Origin of the sequence: Sorangium sp. So ce1036 (genome assembly GCF_051369805.1) — a bacterium.
Lineage (GTDB): Bacteria > Myxococcota_A > Polyangia > Polyangiales > Polyangiaceae > Sorangium > Sorangium cellulosum_F.
The window spans coordinates 8,125,333-8,141,726 of record NZ_JBBMOX010000001.1 but is presented as its reverse complement, the minus strand read 5'-3'; the positions used below and the strand labels follow the sequence as shown (position 1 = coordinate 8,141,726).

11 protein-coding genes are annotated in these 16,394 nt (G+C 73.0%); 7 read left to right on the top strand and 4 right to left on the bottom strand.

Annotation, left to right across the window (positions count from 1 at the left end; all coding sequences use genetic code 11):
- Positions 1-162: 162 nt before the first annotated feature.
- The gene (locus tag WMF31_RS30575) at positions 163-2,199 is read right to left on the bottom strand and encodes an ABC transporter ATP-binding protein (RefSeq protein WP_436605332.1); all 2,037 of its coding nucleotides are present in this window, start codon (positions 2,197-2,199) and stop codon (positions 163-165) included.
- A 500-nt stretch (positions 2,200-2,699) separates the two neighbouring features.
- On the opposite strand from WMF31_RS30575, the gene WMF31_RS30570 reads away from it, so the two are divergent.
- Together WMF31_RS30570 and WMF31_RS30565 are read left to right on the top strand one after the other, a co-directional pair.
- Positions 2,700-3,200 (top strand): response regulator, encoded by a 501-nt coding sequence (locus WMF31_RS30570; protein ID WP_436605331.1) that lies wholly within the window; start codon positions 2,700-2,702, stop codon positions 3,198-3,200.
- 56 nt (positions 3,201-3,256) lie between these two features.
- Positions 3,257-4,687 (top strand): multicopper oxidase family protein, encoded by a 1,431-nt coding sequence (locus tag WMF31_RS30565; RefSeq protein ID WP_436605330.1) that lies wholly within the window; start codon positions 3,257-3,259, stop codon positions 4,685-4,687.
- A 133-nt stretch (positions 4,688-4,820) separates the two neighbouring features.
- Here WMF31_RS30565 and WMF31_RS30560 read toward each other — a convergent pair whose 3' ends face one another.
- Positions 4,821-6,935: a M13 family metallopeptidase gene (locus WMF31_RS30560; RefSeq protein ID WP_436605329.1), complete on the bottom strand. Its 2,115-nt coding sequence runs from the start codon at positions 6,933-6,935 to the stop codon at positions 4,821-4,823.
- Positions 6,936-7,047: 112 nt separating this feature from the next.
- Complete coding sequence (gene tssC / locus WMF31_RS30555) at positions 7,048-8,520, bottom strand: type VI secretion system contractile sheath large subunit (protein WP_436605328.1); 1,473 nt, start codon at positions 8,518-8,520, stop codon at positions 7,048-7,050.
- Positions 8,521-9,079: 559 nt separating this feature from the next.
- Between tssC and WMF31_RS30550 the strand changes: the two genes are divergently transcribed.
- The 3 genes from WMF31_RS30550 to WMF31_RS30540 are packed head-to-tail and all read left to right on the top strand — an operon-like array spanning position 9,080 to position 12,112.
- Positions 9,080-9,328, top strand: a complete 249-nt coding sequence (locus WMF31_RS30550) for a hypothetical protein (RefSeq protein ID WP_436605327.1) — start codon at positions 9,080-9,082, stop codon at positions 9,326-9,328.
- A gap of 49 nt (positions 9,329-9,377) precedes the next feature.
- Positions 9,378-9,962 (top strand): hypothetical protein, encoded by a 585-nt coding sequence (locus WMF31_RS30545; protein WP_436605326.1) that lies wholly within the window; start codon positions 9,378-9,380, stop codon positions 9,960-9,962.
- Positions 9,959-12,112, top strand: a complete 2,154-nt coding sequence (locus WMF31_RS30540; RefSeq protein WP_436605325.1) for a heavy metal translocating P-type ATPase — start codon at positions 9,959-9,961, stop codon at positions 12,110-12,112. The genes WMF31_RS30545 and WMF31_RS30540 overlap by 4 nt, the downstream gene beginning before the upstream one ends.
- A gap of 163 nt (positions 12,113-12,275) precedes the next feature.
- On the opposite strand, the gene WMF31_RS30535 is transcribed toward WMF31_RS30540, so the two are convergent.
- Positions 12,276-12,848: a cytochrome C gene (locus WMF31_RS30535; protein ID WP_436605324.1), complete on the bottom strand. Its 573-nt coding sequence runs from the start codon at positions 12,846-12,848 to the stop codon at positions 12,276-12,278.
- 830 nt (positions 12,849-13,678) lie between these two features.
- Between WMF31_RS30535 and WMF31_RS30530 the strand changes: the two genes are divergently transcribed.
- Positions 13,679-14,884: a serine/threonine-protein kinase gene (locus WMF31_RS30530; protein ID WP_436605323.1), complete on the top strand. Its 1,206-nt coding sequence runs from the start codon at positions 13,679-13,681 to the stop codon at positions 14,882-14,884.
- Between the two features lie 172 nt (positions 14,885-15,056).
- Positions 15,057-16,163, top strand: a complete 1,107-nt coding sequence (locus WMF31_RS30525; RefSeq protein ID WP_436605322.1) for a prephenate dehydrogenase/arogenate dehydrogenase family protein — start codon at positions 15,057-15,059, stop codon at positions 16,161-16,163.
- Positions 16,164-16,394 lie beyond the last annotated feature (231 nt).

Below are 16,394 nucleotides of genomic sequence, written 5' to 3'. Positions count from 1 at the left end.
TCTATCACGTCCGCGGCGCGCCGTGATGGCGCGCCGCGGCGAAAAGCGATCGGGCGGGCTCGTGGGGACGCTGTCCGAATCGTCCCTCGCCGCGCCCGCCGCCCCCTGCGCCCGCCGGCGGCCCAGCGCGCTGCGGCCGCCGGCCCTGGCGGGGGCCCGGATTCAGCTCATCACCGCGTCGTCGGCGCGAAAGGGCTCCGCCGAGATCGGGTGAGCGCGACGGGCCGCGCTCCGCTGCGTCTGCGGCGCGCCCTCGCCCCCGTGCGCGACGTGGTCGGGGTGCAGGAGCTGCCAGCGCGCCATCCGGGTGTACACGCCGCCTCGCCGGAGCAGCTCCGCGTGCGCGCCGCGCTCGACGATGCGGCCGCGCTCCATCACGAAGACCTGATCGCAGTCGACCACCGTGCTCAGGCGGTGGCTCAAGAGGATGATCGTCCTCTGGCCCTTGAGCGCGCGCAGCGCCTTGCCGAGCGTCCGCTCGTGCTCGGCGTCGAGCCCGTCCGTCGGCTCGTCGAGCACCAGGATCGGCGCGTCGGTGAGCAGCGCGCGCGCGATCGCGATGCGCTGCCGCTGGCCGGCGGACAGGTTCAGCCCGCCGTCCGCGATCTGCGTGTCGTAGCCGTCCGGCAGCGCCTCGATGAAGCCGGCGGCCCCGGCCCGCTGGGCCGCCTCCCGGATCTCCGCGTCCGTCGCGGTGGGCCGGCCATAGGCGATGTTCTCCGCGATCGTGGTCGGCAGGAGGACGCTGTCCTGGAGGACGAGCGCGACGTGCTTGCGCAGGTCGGAGAGGCGGATCGTGCCGATGTCGATGCCGTCGAGCCGGAGCGCCCCGCGCGTGGGGTTGTGGAAGCGAGGCAGCAGGCTGAACAGCGTCGTCTTGCCCGCGCCGGCCGAGCCCAGGAAGGCCACCATCTCCCCCGGCCGGATGGTCGCGTCGATCCCGCGCAGGACCGGGTGCCCGGCGCGGTACTCGAACTCGACGCCCTCGATATCGAGCGTGCGCGGCTGCTGGGGGAGGTGGATCGCGGCGTGCCCGTCGGTCACGGCCTGGTCGCGATCCAAGACGTCGAACACGCGCTGCGCGCCCGCCACGCCGCCCTGCACCGCGGCGCCCGCGCCCGTCAGCTTGCAGAGCGGGTCGTAGAGCATGCCCAGGTAGCCGAGGAACGCCGTCAGCGCGCCCAGCGTCATGCCCGACGAGCCCCCGCTCGTCCGGGCCTCGACGACGAGGTAGCCGCCGTAGCCGAGCACGAGCGCGATCCCCAGCCCGAGGATCGAGCCCATGGTCAGCACGTGGCGGAGCTCGTCCTGGTGGAGCCGGAGCCAGGCCCTCACGCTGTTGCGCAGCGTGGCGTGGAACCGCGCCTCCTCGTCCGCCTCGCGCCCGCACGCCTGCACCAGGCCGATCGACGCCATGGAGCGCTGCACGGACGTCGTGAGCTGGCTCTCGACCTCCTTCGCCTCGGTGCACTTCCGGCGCAGCACGCTGCCGAACCTGGCGTTGGCGAGGAGGAGCGGCGGCACGACCGCGAGCGCGAGCAGCGTGAGCGTCGCGCTGCGCGAGGCCATGATGCAGATCATGACGACGAGCGTCAGCGCGCTCCCCATCACCGCCACGGCCACGTTGAGGATGCCGTGGAACCCGGCGGCGTCCTGGTTGAGGCGGTAGATGGCGTCGCCCTGCGGCTGGGCCCGGTGATAGCCGAGGTGGAGCGCCTGGAGCTTCCGGTACAGGTCGCCGCGCACGCGCATGAGGCCGCCGTAGCCGATGCGGAAGTTGAGCAGGGCGCGGCCCATGCCCACGCACTCCTGCGCGACGCGGAGGACGAGCGTGATCACGGCGAGCCCGATGACGCGGCCGAGCAGGCTGTCCGGCAGCGGCGCCAGCAGGATGCGATGGACGAGGTCGTCCTCGCGCGGCCCCGACGAGATGAGGTCCACGATCACGGCGACGGGCCACACCTGGAGCAGGCTGATCACGATGGAGACGGCGACCAGCGCGAAGAGCGCCCCGAGGCGCGCCCACTCGTCCTTGAAATACGCGCCTACCCGGAGGAAGAACCGGAGTCGCTCCGAGCCCGCCGGGCGGCTGGGTGCGACGAGCCGGAGCGCGATCCTCCCCTGGAGGATGCTCGAGGTGCGGCCTGCCCACCGCGGCAGCGGGGACTTCTGGTACGTGCGCTGGGCGAATGCGCTCATGGGTTGACGAGCTCCCTTGTCCTCTGCGGCTCTCAGGTTCACGGGGGCCCGGGGTCAGGTGGTGCCTGATCGACCATCGGTGCCGGCCCGTATCGAAGTGCGCACAGGTGTATCAGCCCTTCGCGCCGGCGCCTACGGCATGTGCATGAAAGGCGGTGAGTTCCTGCTGATTTCCTGCACGCTCCTCCGGGACTCCAGGGTGGCGGCGCGGGCCGCCGGCGACGCGCGGATACGGCACAGGCTGACAGCGCGGCGCGCTCTCCGCGCCTGCCCGCGACTCCGCCTCTCGCGCACGGCGAGACCGCAGCCGAGCGCGCACGCCGGCGTGCGCGCGGCGCTCGGCCCGTCGCGCTCGCGCCCGCCGGGGCGCCGAGCAGCTCTGTTGAGCCCGCCTTCACCGTGTCTCGGCACGATCGATCTCGCCATCGCGAACGGGCGCGAGGGCCGCGCGGCGGGATTCAAATTGCGCGTCGCAAAGGGGCGCTTTATGGGTACCGCCGATGGGCACCGACGAACGGCGCGGGGACGGCGTCGCCGACGTCCAGCGCGACACCTCGCAGGCGCTCGATGGGGCCGAGGACGACGCTCCCGCCGCGCCGCTCCCGCTGCGCCCGACCGGGCTCGGCGGCGTGCGGCGTGAGCCCCGGCGACCCGGCACGATCTTCATCGTCGAGGACGACCGAGGCGTCAGCGACGCGCTCGCGGGCGTCCTGTCGGACGAGGGGTATGACGTGACGGTGGCCGCGAATGGCGCCGAGGCCCTGGCCAGGCTCCGCGATGCGCCGACTCCGGCGCTCATCGTGCTCGACCTGATGATGCCGGTGATGGACGGGTACGAGTTCCGCGCCGAGCAGCTCCGGACACCCGCGATCGCCGACGTCCCCGTGGTCGTCCTCACGGCGGGGACGGCGCCGCGGGCGAGCGAGCTCGGTGCCGTCGACATCCTCAAGAAGCCCATCGATCTCGTCCTCCTGCTCGACGTGGTCGGACGCTACGCCTGACAGCGCCCCCCGGGGTTTTCATCCGGGAGCGGAAGCGATAGGGTGTATCCTGCGTCATGCCAGGAAGTTCCCGACCACCGCTCTTCACCAATCTCTTGCTTGCCATCGCCGCGATCGGTTGCGCGGAAGCGTCCTCCGAGCGATCCCAGCCCGAAGGGTGGGACAGCGCGGTTCAGCTGCGCCCGGCGCGCGACCTCGACGCGAGCCCGGGGGTGGTCGAGGTCGAGCTGACGGCGCGGGTCGAGGAGGTGGAGATCGTGCCCGGCAAGAGGACGCCTGTCTGGACCTACGACGGCGGCATTCCCGGGCCGCTGCTCCGGGCGAGGGTCGGCGATCGCGTGATCGTCCACTTCCGCAACGACCTCCCCGCGCCCACGACCATCCACTGGCACGGCGTGCGCCTGCTCGCGGAGATGGACGGCGCGCCCGGGCACAGCCAGGACGAGACGCCGCCCGGCGGCAGCTTCACCTACGACTTCGTCGTGCCCGACGCGGGGCTCTTCTGGTACCACCCGCACGTCGACTCCGCCGCGCAGCAGGGCAACGGCCTCTATGGCGCGCTGCTGGTCGACGATCCGGACGAGCCCGCGGAGCTCGGCGACGAGCTCGTCCTCGTGCTGAGCGACATCATGGTGCACGAGGACGGCGCGCTCGGGGACCCGCGAGCAGGCGGCAACTTCGGCACGCTGTTCGGGCGCGAGGGCGACCAGCTGCTCGTCAACGGGCGGCTCAACCCGGTGATCGAGGCGCGCGCCGGGCTCAGGCAGCGGTGGCGCATCGTGAACGCGGCGAAGAGCCGCTATTACCAGCTCGCGCTCGCCGGCCACCGCTTCACCCGCATCGGCGGCGACGGCGGGCTCATGGAGCGCCCGGTCGAGACGGAGATGCTCGTCCTCACGCCGGGCGAGCGCGCGGACGTGCTCGTGACGCCGCGGGGGGCGCCGGGCTCGACGCTCCCGGTGCGCTGGGTGCCGTACGACCGCGGCTACGGCACCACCTTCCAGCGGCCGGAGGTCGAGGTCTTCCGCGTCCGCCTCGCCGACGCGCCCGAGGTGGAGGACGCGCCGGTCCCGGCCATCGCGCGCGCCATCCCGGCCCTCGATCCGGCGGCGGCGGTGAGGCGCGTGGACCTGAAGCTGACGCTGGAGGAGGGCGAGGGCGACCTCGTGATGGGCATCAACGACGTGCCCTTCTGGGAGGCGGAGCCGCTCATGGCGACCGTGGGCGACACCGAGGTGTGGACCGTCGAGAACACGTTTGATTTCGACCACCCGTTCCACCTGCACGGCTTCTTCTTCCAGGTGCTCGGCGAGGACGGGCGGCCGGCCAGGCCGATGGAGTGGAAGGACACGGTGAACGTGCCAGTGGGCGGCGCGGCGCGCTTCGTCGTTCGCTATGACAACCGGCCCGGCATGTGGATGTTCCACTGTCATATCCTGGATCACGCCGACGCCGGCATGATGGGGATGCTGCACCTCGTGCGCTGAGGCTGGGGCTGTCGTCCAGGCTCGCTCCCGACGGCGCGCGCGGGGGCGGCGGGCGGCCGCGATCGGGCGCTATGCGCCGCCCGCCTGGGTCACGGGCGACCTGCTCCAGGCCGCGCGGTGAGCGGCGCCGCCGCTACCAGACCGCGCACGTCTTCGCCGGCCTCATCGGCGTGCCGGGCGCGCACTGGAACGCCTCGCCGAACTCCGGGAGGTTCGCGAGCGGCCCGTTCACCCGGAACCGGGGCGGCGCGTGCGGGTCCACCTGCACCATCATCCTGAGCGCCTCGTCGCGGATCTTGCCGCACCAGGCCTGCCCGTGCGCCAGGAAGAACTGCTGATCTTCCGTGAAGCCGCCCGCGATCGTCTGCTCGGCCGCGCCCCTCCGCATCGCGCGGTAAGCCCGGAACGCGAGCTTCACGCCCCCGAGATCCGCGATGTTCTCGCCCAGCGTCAGCTTGCCGTTCAGCGTGACGCCCGGCAGCGCCTCGTAGGCCGAGTACTGCGCCTCGACGCAGCCGGTCTTGTCCTTGAACGCCGCCGCGACCTCCTTCGACCACCAGTCCTCCAGGTTGCCCTTCTCGTCGAACTGCGACCCCTGGTCGTCGTACCCGTGCGTGAGCTCGTGCCCGACCACCATGCCGATGCCGCCCAGGTTCACTGGCACGCTCGATTTCACGCTGTAGAACGGCGGCTGCAGGATCCCGGCGGGGAACACCATGTGGTTCCGCTGCAGATCGTAATACGCGTTCACGGTGGGCGGGCTCATCTGCCACTCGTCGCGATCGAGCGGCTCGTCGATCTTCCCGAGATCCCAGCTCGTGTGGAACGCGCGCGCCGCGAGCGCGCTCTTCGCGTACGACCTCGGATCGATCTCGAAATCGTACGTCCTCCACCTGTCCGGATAGCCGATGAGGTACGCCATCGCGTCGAGCTTCGCGAGCGCGCGCCGCTTCGTGCCCTCGTCCATCCAGGCGAGCGACCGGACGTCGCGCCGGAACGCCTCGCTGACCTCGCGCACCATCGCCTCGGCCGCCGGCTTGCTCGCGCCGGGGAAGCTCGTCTTGACGAACGGCTGCGCGAGGAGCTCGCCGAGCGCGCCGTCGGTCGCGTCCACGCAGCGCTTCCAGCGCGCCTCCACCTCCCGCTTCCCGGTGAGCGCCGCCTCCAGCGTGAGGCTCTCGTCGACGAACGCCCTGGGCAAGAGCGGCGCCGTGGAGCGCACGACGTGCCACGCGAGGTAGCTCTGCCACGCCGCGGGCTTCACCGCCGTGAGCAGCCGGGAGAGCCCCTCGAAGAAGCGGACGGAGGTCACGTTCACCTCCTTGATGTCCGGACGGCCGATCCCCTGGAAGTACGCGTCCCACGGGAAACTGGGCGCCGCCTTCGCGAGCGCCGCCCGGTCCAGCTTGTTGTAAAGCCCCTTCGGATCCCGCCGCTCGACCCGCGTCTTCGAGATCTTCGCGAGCTCGGTCTCGATCTGCATCACCGCCGCCGCCGCCGCCGTCGCCGCGGCCCCCTTCGCCCCCGCGAGCCGCATCATCCGCGCGACGTGCTCTTCATACGTCCTGCGGAGCGCCTTCGACTTGTCGTCCTCGTTGAGATAGTAGTCGCGGTCCGGCAAGCCGAGGCCGTTCTGGTCGAGCATCGCGATGACGCGCGTCGCGTCCTTCATGTCCTGCGCTGACGAGATGTCGAAGAGCGCCCAGATGCGGCGGCGGTGCAGCTCGGTGATCAGCGCCCCGAGGCCCTTCGGATCCCGCACCTTCTGCGCCCTTTCGAGCAGGTCCGCGATGGGCGCCACGCCGGCGGCCTCGATCGCGGGCTCGTCCATGCACGCGCCGTAGAACGCCCCGATCTTCTGGCTCACCGGATCCCGCCCGCCGGCGCTGGCGGCGTCCTCGAGGATGCGCCGGAGCTCTGCCTTGTTGCGCTTCTCGATCTCGTGAAAGCTCCGGTACCAGGCGCGCTCGTCCCCCGGGATCTCGGCCTTCGCGAGCCAGCCGCCGCAGGCGAACTGGTAGAAGTCGTCGCAGGGGCTCACCGACCGGTCGAGCGCGGCCCCGTCGAGCCCCACCGCCTCGAGCGTCGTCTCGACGACCGGCAGCCCCTGCGGCGCCGGCTGGGGCGACGGCAGCGCGGCGCCGGCGGGGGGGAGCGGCGGCGGGCTCGCGGCGGGGCCGCAGCCCAGCAGCGCAGAGAGGGCCAGGGGGATCGCGAGGGGGGCAGCAAGCTGTCGCTTCGTGCGCATGAGGCGCTCTACCACGGGGCGGCCGCGGCGCCGATCCGGGGGGCGTCTACCGCTGTCCGGCCCGGAGCGAGGTTCGCCCGGAGCGCGCAGCGCCGCCGAGGGAGCGGCCGCGTCACTCCCGGTCGAGCTTGCCCATCAGGCTGAGGGTGAAATAGGCCCCCATGTACTTGAGGTGCGGGCGCACCTCGAGGTGCACCCGATACCAGCCCGCGCTCCCCTCGACCTCGGTCACCGTCGTCCGCGCCTTGCGGAGCGGCCTGCGGGCGCGCACCGTCGGCGACACGACGTCCATGTCGGCGACGAACTGGCCAAGCCAGGTGTTCAGCTCCCGCTCGAGGTCGCCGCGCTCCTTCCACGTGCCGATCTGCTCGCGCTGCATCACCTTGAGATAGTGGGCGAGCCGGCTGACGAGGAAGATGTAGGGCAGCTGCGCGCCGAGGCGGTAGTTGACCTCCGCGGCGCGCCCCTCCTCGGTCTGGGCGAAGGCCTTGGGCTTCTGCACCGAGTTGGCGGAGAAGAAGCAGGCGTTGTCCGTGTCCTTGCGGAACGTGAGCCCGATGAAGCCCTCCTCGCTGAGCTCGAACTCGCGGCGCTCCGTCAGCATGATCTCGGTCGGGATCTTCGTCTGGATGGCGCCCATCGCCTCGTACTCGTGCAGCGTGAGCCCCTCGACCGTGCCGCCTGATTGAGGCCCGATGATGTGCAGGCACCACCGGTACCGGGCGAAGCTCTCGGCGAGCCGCGTCGCGAACGCGTAGGTCGGGGCGCCCCAGCAGTAGGCCGCGTGGTCGCCGACGACGTCCTCCTCGTAGGAGAACGCCTTGACCGGGACGGTGGCCGCGCCATAGGGCAGGCGCAGGAGGAAGCGGGGGAGGAGCAGGCCCACGTAGCGCGCGTCCTCGGTCTCGCGGAACGCGTTGTACTTGATGTACTGCGGCCCCTCGAAGAGCGCCTTGACGTCGCCGAGGTGCGGCACCTTCCGGTAGTCCGTGAGCCCGAAGAACTGCGGGCCCGCGACGGCGAGGAACGGCGCGTGCGCCATCGTCGCCACCGCCGCGCATTTCTGGAGGAGCGCGATGTCCTGTGGCACCGGGCCAAACTCGTAATGCGAGATGATGGCCGCGAACGGCTTGCCGCCGAAGGAGCCGAACTCCGAGGAGTAGACGATCTTGTAGAGACCGCTCCGCACCACCTCCGACGAGTCCTCGAAATCCGCGAGCAGGTCGTCCTTGGAGCAGCTCAGGATCTCGACCCGGATGTTCTCGCGGAAATCGATGTGGTCGACCGCGAACTTGAGCCCGCGCCACGCGGCCTCGAGCCGCTGGAACACCGGGTGATGCAGGATCTCGTCTATCTGGCGGGACAGCCGGCGGTCGATCTCGGCGATCCACAGGTCGACCAGGGCGTTGTCGAGCGCCGCGCCGTCCGGCCGGTGCGCCGCCCTGCCCAGGGCCGCCTCCATGCCCTCCTTCACGTCCTGGTAGGTCGGGTCGGCCGGCGCGAGCCCCGTCTCCGCCAGGAGCTCGGTGAGGAGAGATCCTCCGCTGTCCCTTCCGGGCTCGTCGTGCTGCTGCCCCGCTTGCATGACGGGAAATTTACCACGGTCGCTCGCGCGCTGGAAGCGACGGACACGCGGGCGTCGCCGCGCGCCCGCGGCCCTCGCCGCCCGCGCGAGGCTCGCCCGCGACGCGCGGCGCGGCGGGCGGCGCGCGCCCCGGGCGCCCGGACAGGACGCTCCGCCAGCACGCAAGTCAGGTGTCGATTGGACATGAAAAGCACGTGGCGAGCGGGCGACACCGATGTTACAAACCGCTTGTGGGGACTCTCGCGGAAGTTGCAAAGACGGAGTCTTTCGTTCGAAGGTGCCCTCCCACGTTCCCGGATCGGGCGCTCTCGCCCGCGCGGCGGCGCCCGTCCTGGTCGTGGCCGCGGCGGGACGGCGCCGCGCGGCGCGGCGCCGTTGCGCCGGACCGATCGAGATATTGAAGAGCTGACCCCAGAGGCACAGAGCGCGCAGAGGAAGGATGTCCTGGTTCTGACCCTCTCTGCGACTCTGTGCCTTTGTGGTCCATGAGTCTCTGTCTTGCAGCGGATTGACGTGCTCGGCGCCGGCGCGCGCGGGGGTGCGAGGAGGGGAGGGGGCGATGGAACGCATCGGGCTCGGCATCATCATCGGCGTGGGGCTCGCCAGCCTGGCGAGGATCACCCGCCCGACCGCCAAGAAGGCGTTGAAGCTCGGCTTGACCGCGATCGAGGCGGTCAAGGGGGCGCTCGGCGAAGGCAGGGAGAGGGTCGCCGACCTCGTCGCCGAGGTGAAGGACGAGATGGCCCGGGAGCCGGAGGGCGCCGGGGGAGCCGGGGTGCGCGCCCGGGTCGAGCCGCCCGCGGGCTGACGGGGGACGCGTTCTGGACGACCCGGCCCCGCCGGCCGGGAGGTGAGCCATGCCGACCGATCGAGAGGTCTTCATCATCCATCGCATCCCGGGGCGCGTGCGCATCGGCGTCGGCGCGCTCCGCCGAGACCCGGCGAGGGCGGAGCAGATCGCGGAGATGGCGCGCGAGTGCCCGTCGGTCGTCGACGCGCGGGTGAGCCCGTGGGCGGCCTGCCTCGTGGTCGAGCACGAGCCCGACGCGCCGATCGGGGCCGTCCTCGACGAGCTCGCGCGGATCCCGGAGCTCGCGTGCTGCGGCGGCTCGTCGATCGACGATCTCGCGCCGCCCTGCGCCGCGCCGGCGGAGCCGCCGAGCCCGGGCCGGACCGCGCGCCTCGTGCGCGACGCCGCGGTCCGGCTGAACGCGGCGTCGCAGGTGATCCCGCCGCCCCAGGTCGACCTCACGATCCTGGTCCCGTGCGTGCTCGTCGGCTCCGGGCTGCTCCAGGCGCTGATGCGGCGCGCTCCGGACGCGCCCCACTGGATCACGCTCATCAAGTATGGAGTCGACGCCTTCGTGCTGCTCAACCACGATCGCCTCCAGAGCCTCCTCGCGAGCCCGGGGGCGCCCGAGGGCGGCGAGACGGGGCGATGACGGCGGCGCTCCCGTCGAGCGAGGCCGAGCCCGTCTCGGTGGTCCACGCGATCCCCGGCAGGGTCCGCCTGCGGCTCGCGCGCCTGCGGCGCGACGCGGCGTTCGGCCCGCAGCTCGAGGCGGGGCTCGCCGCCGTGCCCGGGGTCGTGTCCGTGCGCGTCGCCGAGGCGGCGTCGAGCGTCGTGGTCGAGCACGACCCACGGCAGGCGGACGTCGCCGCGATCGTGCGCGCCGCCCAGGTCGCCGCGGCGACCCCGGCCCCGCGGGGCGCGCTGCGGCTCGCGCGCCGGGCCCGCGAGGCGCGCCGGACGTCCGCCCTCGCGAGGGGCCCGCTCTACCTCTCGAGCGCCGGCATGGCCCTGTCGCTCGGCGGCGTCGTCAGCCCGCTGCTCGCGTATCCGTTCATCTTCGTGACGTCGGTCCCGATCCTCAGGCGGGCGTGGGACGCGGTGGTGCGGCGGCGCGAGCTGAACGTCGACCTGCTCGACAGCCTGGCGATCGCCTCGGCCGTGGCCACGGGGGACGCCGTCAACGCGGCCGGCATCATCTGGCTGGTCACGCTCGGCGACCACATCCGCGATCTCACCCAGGCGCGCGCCCGGCGCGCGATCCGCGGCCTGCTCGGCTACCAGCTGGACCTCGCGTGGGTGGTCCGGGGCGACGCGAAGGTGCAGATCCCGGTGGCCGAGCTCGCGGTGGGGGACGTGCTCGTCGTCTATACCGGCTCGGTGATCCCGGTCGACGGGACGGTGACGGACGGCGAGGGGCTCGTCGATCAACAGACGCTGACCGGCGAGTCGATGCCGGTGCTCAAGGGCCCTGGCGACCGCTGCTTCGCCGCGACCGTCCTCCGGGACGGCAAGCTGTACATCCGCGCCGAGCGGGTGGGCGGTGACACGACGGCCGCGAGCACGGCGCGGCTGATCGAGAACGCGCCCGCGCTGGAGACGCGCGCGCAGAACTACGCCGAGGTGGTGGCGAACCGGCTGGTCCCGCCGGCGCTCGCCTGCTCGGCCGTCGTGCTCGCGGCCACGCGGGATCTCGGCCGCGTGTCGGCGATCCTCACGATCGACTTCGGCACCGGCCCGCGCGTCTCGGCGCCGACGACGGTGCTCGCCTCGATGAACGCCGCGGCGCGGCGCGGCATCCTCATCAAGGGGGGCGCCCACATCGAGAGGCTCGCGAGGGTGTCGACCGTGGTGTTCGACAAGACAGGCACGCTGACGTCCGGCGTCCCGGAGGTGACGGACTTCCTCGTCCACGACGCGCTGTCGGAGCGCGAGGCGGCGGCGCTGGCCGCCGCGGTGTCGGCGCGGCAGACCCACCCTGTCTCCCAGGCCGTGCTCCGCCTGGCCGAGGCGTGGCGGCTGCCGATCCCGGAGCGGGAGGAGTCCCGTTATCTCGTCGGCAAGGGGGTGCAGGCGCGGGTCCACGGCCACGTCGTGCAGCTCGGCAGCCCGCGCTTCATGGAGGAGCTCGGCGTCGCCTGCCGCACCGAGGCGGCGGCGAGGGAGGCGCTCGAGGGCGCGGCGAAGTCGCTCCTCTTCCTCGCGGTCGACGGCCGGCACGTGGCCACGCTCGCGTGCCGCGACGCGATCCGGGCCGAGAGCCGCGCGACCATCCGGAGCCTGCGCGAGCGCGGGATCGACGATATCGTCATGCTGACGGGCGACAGCCGCGAGGTGGCCCGGCAGGTCGCCCAGGAGCTCGGCATCACGCGTTTCTTCGCGGAGATGCTGCCCGAGGACAAGGCCGAGATCACGCGCCGGCTGACGCAGGAGGGCCGCACGGTCGCGGTGGTGGGGGACGGCATCAACGACTCACCCGCGCTGTCGTACGCGGACATCGGCATCTCCGTGTCCGCGGGCGCGGAGATCGCCCGGGAGACGGCGGGCGTCGTCCTCGTCGAGGACGATCTGTCCAAGCTCGTCGAGGCGATCGACATCTCGCGCAGCGCGATGCGCCTCATTCACCAGAACTTCTCGATGATCCTCGGCGTGAACGCGGTCGCGTATGCGCTGTCGATCCCGGGGTTCCTGAACCCGGTGATGGCGACGCTCATGAACAACGGCTCGGCGGTCCTCGCCTGCGTCAACGGGCTGCGACCGCTCATGGCGGCGCCGGACGGGGGGCGCGAGCGCAGGCGGTAGGCGGTGGGCGGCGGCGGGTCGTCGGCCAGGTCTTGCCGGGTTGCCCGGCCCCCGCGCCGCCCCACGACACGAACACCCTCTCCGGGGGCCTCCGGCTGTTCCGTGGAGAGCGAGCCTCGGCAATCGGCGGTGAGCGCTCTCTCGGGGGAGCTGGGGAGATATCTCAGCCGCCGCCGGGTTGCTGGGGGACCATCAGGATGTAGGGGGTCCGGGGCTCCTGTCCCGGGGGCACGGGCTGCGGCGCGGGGACGCCCTTCTCTCCGAGGCTCCGGATGAACCGGTACATGGCCACGAGATCGCGCTCGTGCATGGTCGTGTAGTTGAGCCACGGCATGGGCGGGAGGCCGACGCCGGCGCGGAACATCGCCACCCAGGCCTCCTCGCTGAGGCGCTGGGCGGAGAGCCGGAGGTTCGCCGCATAGCTCGTCCCCCACGGCCCCCGGTAACCGATGTCATTGCCAGTGAGCCACTCCGAGGTCGGGAGCCGGCCGCTCGATCGATCCCAGCCGGGCGTATGGCAGTCGTTGCAGCCGCCGACGAGGATCAGGTATCGACCTGCCTCCTCCGGGCTGGACGCGCTCACGTGGGGAGAGCCCCCCGGCTGCGCACCGAGCGCACAGCCGATCATCGCCGCGAGCGCCGCGCCCGGCAGCGTGCGCACAGCCCAGCGCGCCGCGCGCGCAGGCGCCCGCGCCGCGGCCGGCGAGGACAGGTCAGGTTGCGGTCCGGTGCTCATGCGAAGCATGCTACCCGGATTGCAGCGCGCATGCCGGAACACCGCGCGCCGTCGTGCAAAACGGGTCCGCTCACGTCAAAACCGTGGTGAGCGCCCTCTCGCCACGACCGCATCGCCCGGATTCGTCGTGCAACGATGGATCTCTTCGGAACGGCCGTGGCTCCCCGGAGTGAGCGTTCGTGGGACGGACAGATGTCCGTGTGGGTATCCATCGAGAGATCCGCGGGCCCCCGGAGAGGGCGCTCGTGGGGCGGCGCGGGGGACGGACCGAGGCTGGCGTTGTCGAGCAGGCTCGAGCTCACCTGCTCCGGCCTGCTCCTCGCGGCGGCCTCGACGTCGCGTTCGACCCGGGCGACCTCCGCGTCCACGAGCAGGCGCCGCGGGCGGAAGTTCTCCGCGCCGCCCGACCCCCACCGCGCGAGGACCCGCCCCGCTCCGGCCACGTTCCGGTCCGCGAAAGGTGGTCTCGCTGCTCCGCGCCGGGCCGCGCGGCGACGCGCGCTGCACCACCCGGGCCGCCCGGCGCGCGGGCGCGCGGGCGCGCGAGCCGCGCGGCGCCGGCGCCCTCGCCGCCGCGCCCCCGTTCGCCTGTCCCCGGTCGTCAACGCGCGTTGCTTCTGGCGATCTCATCAGGTAGCGCGCGTGGTGTCTGGCAACATGACGAATTCACTGCCTCTCTCGCCGCCACCGCCGGCGCGAGGCGGCCGGAGCGCCCGTGGCGGCGCGCGATGGCAGCCAATCGGCGCACATGCGTGGTAAGATGCTGGACACGCAGGCGCGGGGGTGGGCGGCGCGAGCTCCCACGCCGGGGCGCGCCGCAGGGAGCCTCGATGAACGTGCCTGTCGTCGCAGGGGACGTGATCGCTGAGAAATACCGGATCGATCGGGTGCTGGGCAGCGGCGGCACGGGGGTGGTGGTCGGCGCGAGCCACCTCGTCCTCCCGCAGCGCGTCGCCATCAAGCTCCTGCTCGACGGCTCCAGCAAGGACGTCGCCGAGCGGCTGCTCCGCGAGGCGCGCGCGGCGATGCAGCTCCGGGGCGAGCACGTCGTGCGCGTGCTCGACGTGGGCCAGCTCGGGTCGGGCGTCCCCTACGTCGTGATGGAGCAGCTCGAAGGGCAGAGCCTCTCCGAGCTGCTCCGCGACCGGGGCCAGCTCGATCTGCCGGAGGCCCTCGACCACGTGATGCAGGCCTGCGTGGCGCTGGCCGAGGCGCACGCCGCGGGGATCGTGCACCGCGGCCTCGAGCCGGCGAGCCTGTTCCTCGCGCGGACGCCCGGCGGGACATCGCTCCTCAAGGTGCTCGACTTCGGCGTCTCCAGGCCGCTGCCCGGCGCGGGCGGCGGCGGCTCGCCGGTGCAAGCGTGGCAGATGCCCGGCGCCGCCCCCTACATGGCGCCCGAGCAGCTGCGGTCGCCCGCTGACGCCGACGCCCGCGCCGATCTCTGGTCGCTCGGCGCGATCCTCTACCGGCTCCTGACGGGGCAGCCGCCGTTCGACGCGAGCTCGCCCGCCGACCTCGCGGCGCGCATCGCGGGCGCGGAGCCGGAGCTCCCGAGCGCGCTCCGCAGCGACATTCCCCCCGAGGTCGAGCGCGTCGTCCTCGGCTGCCTCGCGAAGGATCCGGCGCGGCGGCCCGCGAACGTGGCCGAGCTCGCGATCGCGCTCGCCCCGTTCGCGTCGGAGGCGAGCCAGGGGCACGCGGAGCGCGCCGCGCGGATCCTCGGGGCGACGCTCCCGCCCCGCCACCGCGCCTCGCTCCCGACGATCGGGCTCGGGCTGAAGGCGGCGCCGGGCGCCGCGCTGCTCCCGCCGGACAGCGTCGGGCCGAGCTCGCGCGCGCTCGCGCGGGCCGCCCCCCTCGACGCGCCGGCGAGGGGGAGCGCGAGGGCGCGCTTCGGCGCGATCGTGGCCATTGCGTCGCTGATCGCGCTCGCGGCCCTGGTCGCATCGCGCTCCGGGAGCTCCGGCGAGCCAGAGGCGGAGCGCTCGCAGGAGCCCGCGGCGCCCGCCGCGCGGGGCGACGCGCCGGAGTAGGCCGCCCGAGCGCCGGAGAGACCGTGCCCGACGGGCCCCACCGCCGGCAGGCATGGAGAAGCCGGAGACCTGTCGTGGCGCCGTAGGCGCGCGGCGCGGTCCCGGGCGCGGGGCCTCGCGGCGTCGAGAAAACGTGACATCGGCGTACACCGACTGTCGTAGTATCCGCCGCATGCCGCATTCCCTCCCACATTCCGGGGGCGGTTCCGCTCCGCCCGCGCGCATTGGCAAGGTCGCATTCCTCGGGTATGGCCGCTTCGGCGCGGCGCTTGGATCGCTCCTTCGGGATGAGGGGATCGCGGTGCGCGCGCTCGACCCGGGCGCCGACATCCCGGAGGCCACGCGCGCCGCCTCGCTGCCGGAGCTCGTGGACGGCGCGGACCTCGTCCTCGTCGCGGTCCCGGTCCCGGCGGTGCGCGAGGCGATCGTGTCGCTGCGCCCGCACCTCGCGCCGGGGCAGGTGGTGGCCGACGTGGGCAGCGTGAAGACGGTGCCGGCGCGCGCCATGGCCGAGGTGCTCGGCGATGCGCGGCCGTGGGTGGCGACGCACCCGCTCTTCGGTCCGGCGAGCCTCGCCCGCGGCGAGCGCCCGCTGCGCGCCGTCGTCTGCCCGAACCCCGCGCACCCGGACGCGGTGCGCCGCGTCGTCGCGCTGTTCGAGCGGATCGGGTGCCAGGTGCTCGAGCAGGGCCCGGAGGAGCACGATCGGGTGATGGCCTTCACGCACGCGCTCGCGTTCTTCATGGCGAAGGGCATGATGGACGCGGGCGTGCCCGCGGGCGCGCCGTACGCGCCGCCGTCGTTCCAGGGGATCGCCCGCACGATCGAGACGGTGCGCGCGGACGCGGGGCACCTGTTCGCGGCGCTGCACCGCGAGAACCCGTTCGCGGGCGAGGCGCGGCGCCGGCTCATCGACGCGCTCACCGCGGTCGATCGCAGCCTCGACGTCGCGGCGAAGGACGCCGCGCCCGAGGATCTCGCCGCGCTCGCGATCCCCGACCTCGGCGCGCTCTCCCCCGAGCTCCGCGAGACGCGGGAGCTCATCGACGAGGTGGACCTGGAGCTCGTCGGCCTGCTCGCGCGGCGCACCGAGCTCGTCCAGCGCGCCGCGCGCGCCAAGGCCACGATCGGCGCGGCGGTCCGGGATCCGGTGCGGGAAGCGCGGCTGATGGAGTCGCGCCGCCGCGCCGCCGCCGAGCTCGGGCTCGACCCGGACGGTGTGGCCGAGGTCTTCGAGGTGATCCTGCGGCACTCGCGGTCTTTGCAGGAGCGCCGCTAGTACGCTGTCCCCCGAGCTCGTCCCGGGGGCGTCGGCTCAACGGTCCTCCCCGCCGGAGGAACGTTGAGCTGCGGAAACACGGATGACACAGGGAGGATCGAGACGCGCCGCTGCGTCCTCACTGTCGTAATCGAGCGATGCAGTCAGGTCCTTCGGTGTCGCGGCGAGACATGCCGTATCCGGCGCTTCCATTCACGATGTATGTCTCGAAGTGCAACGTACCGCACGGCG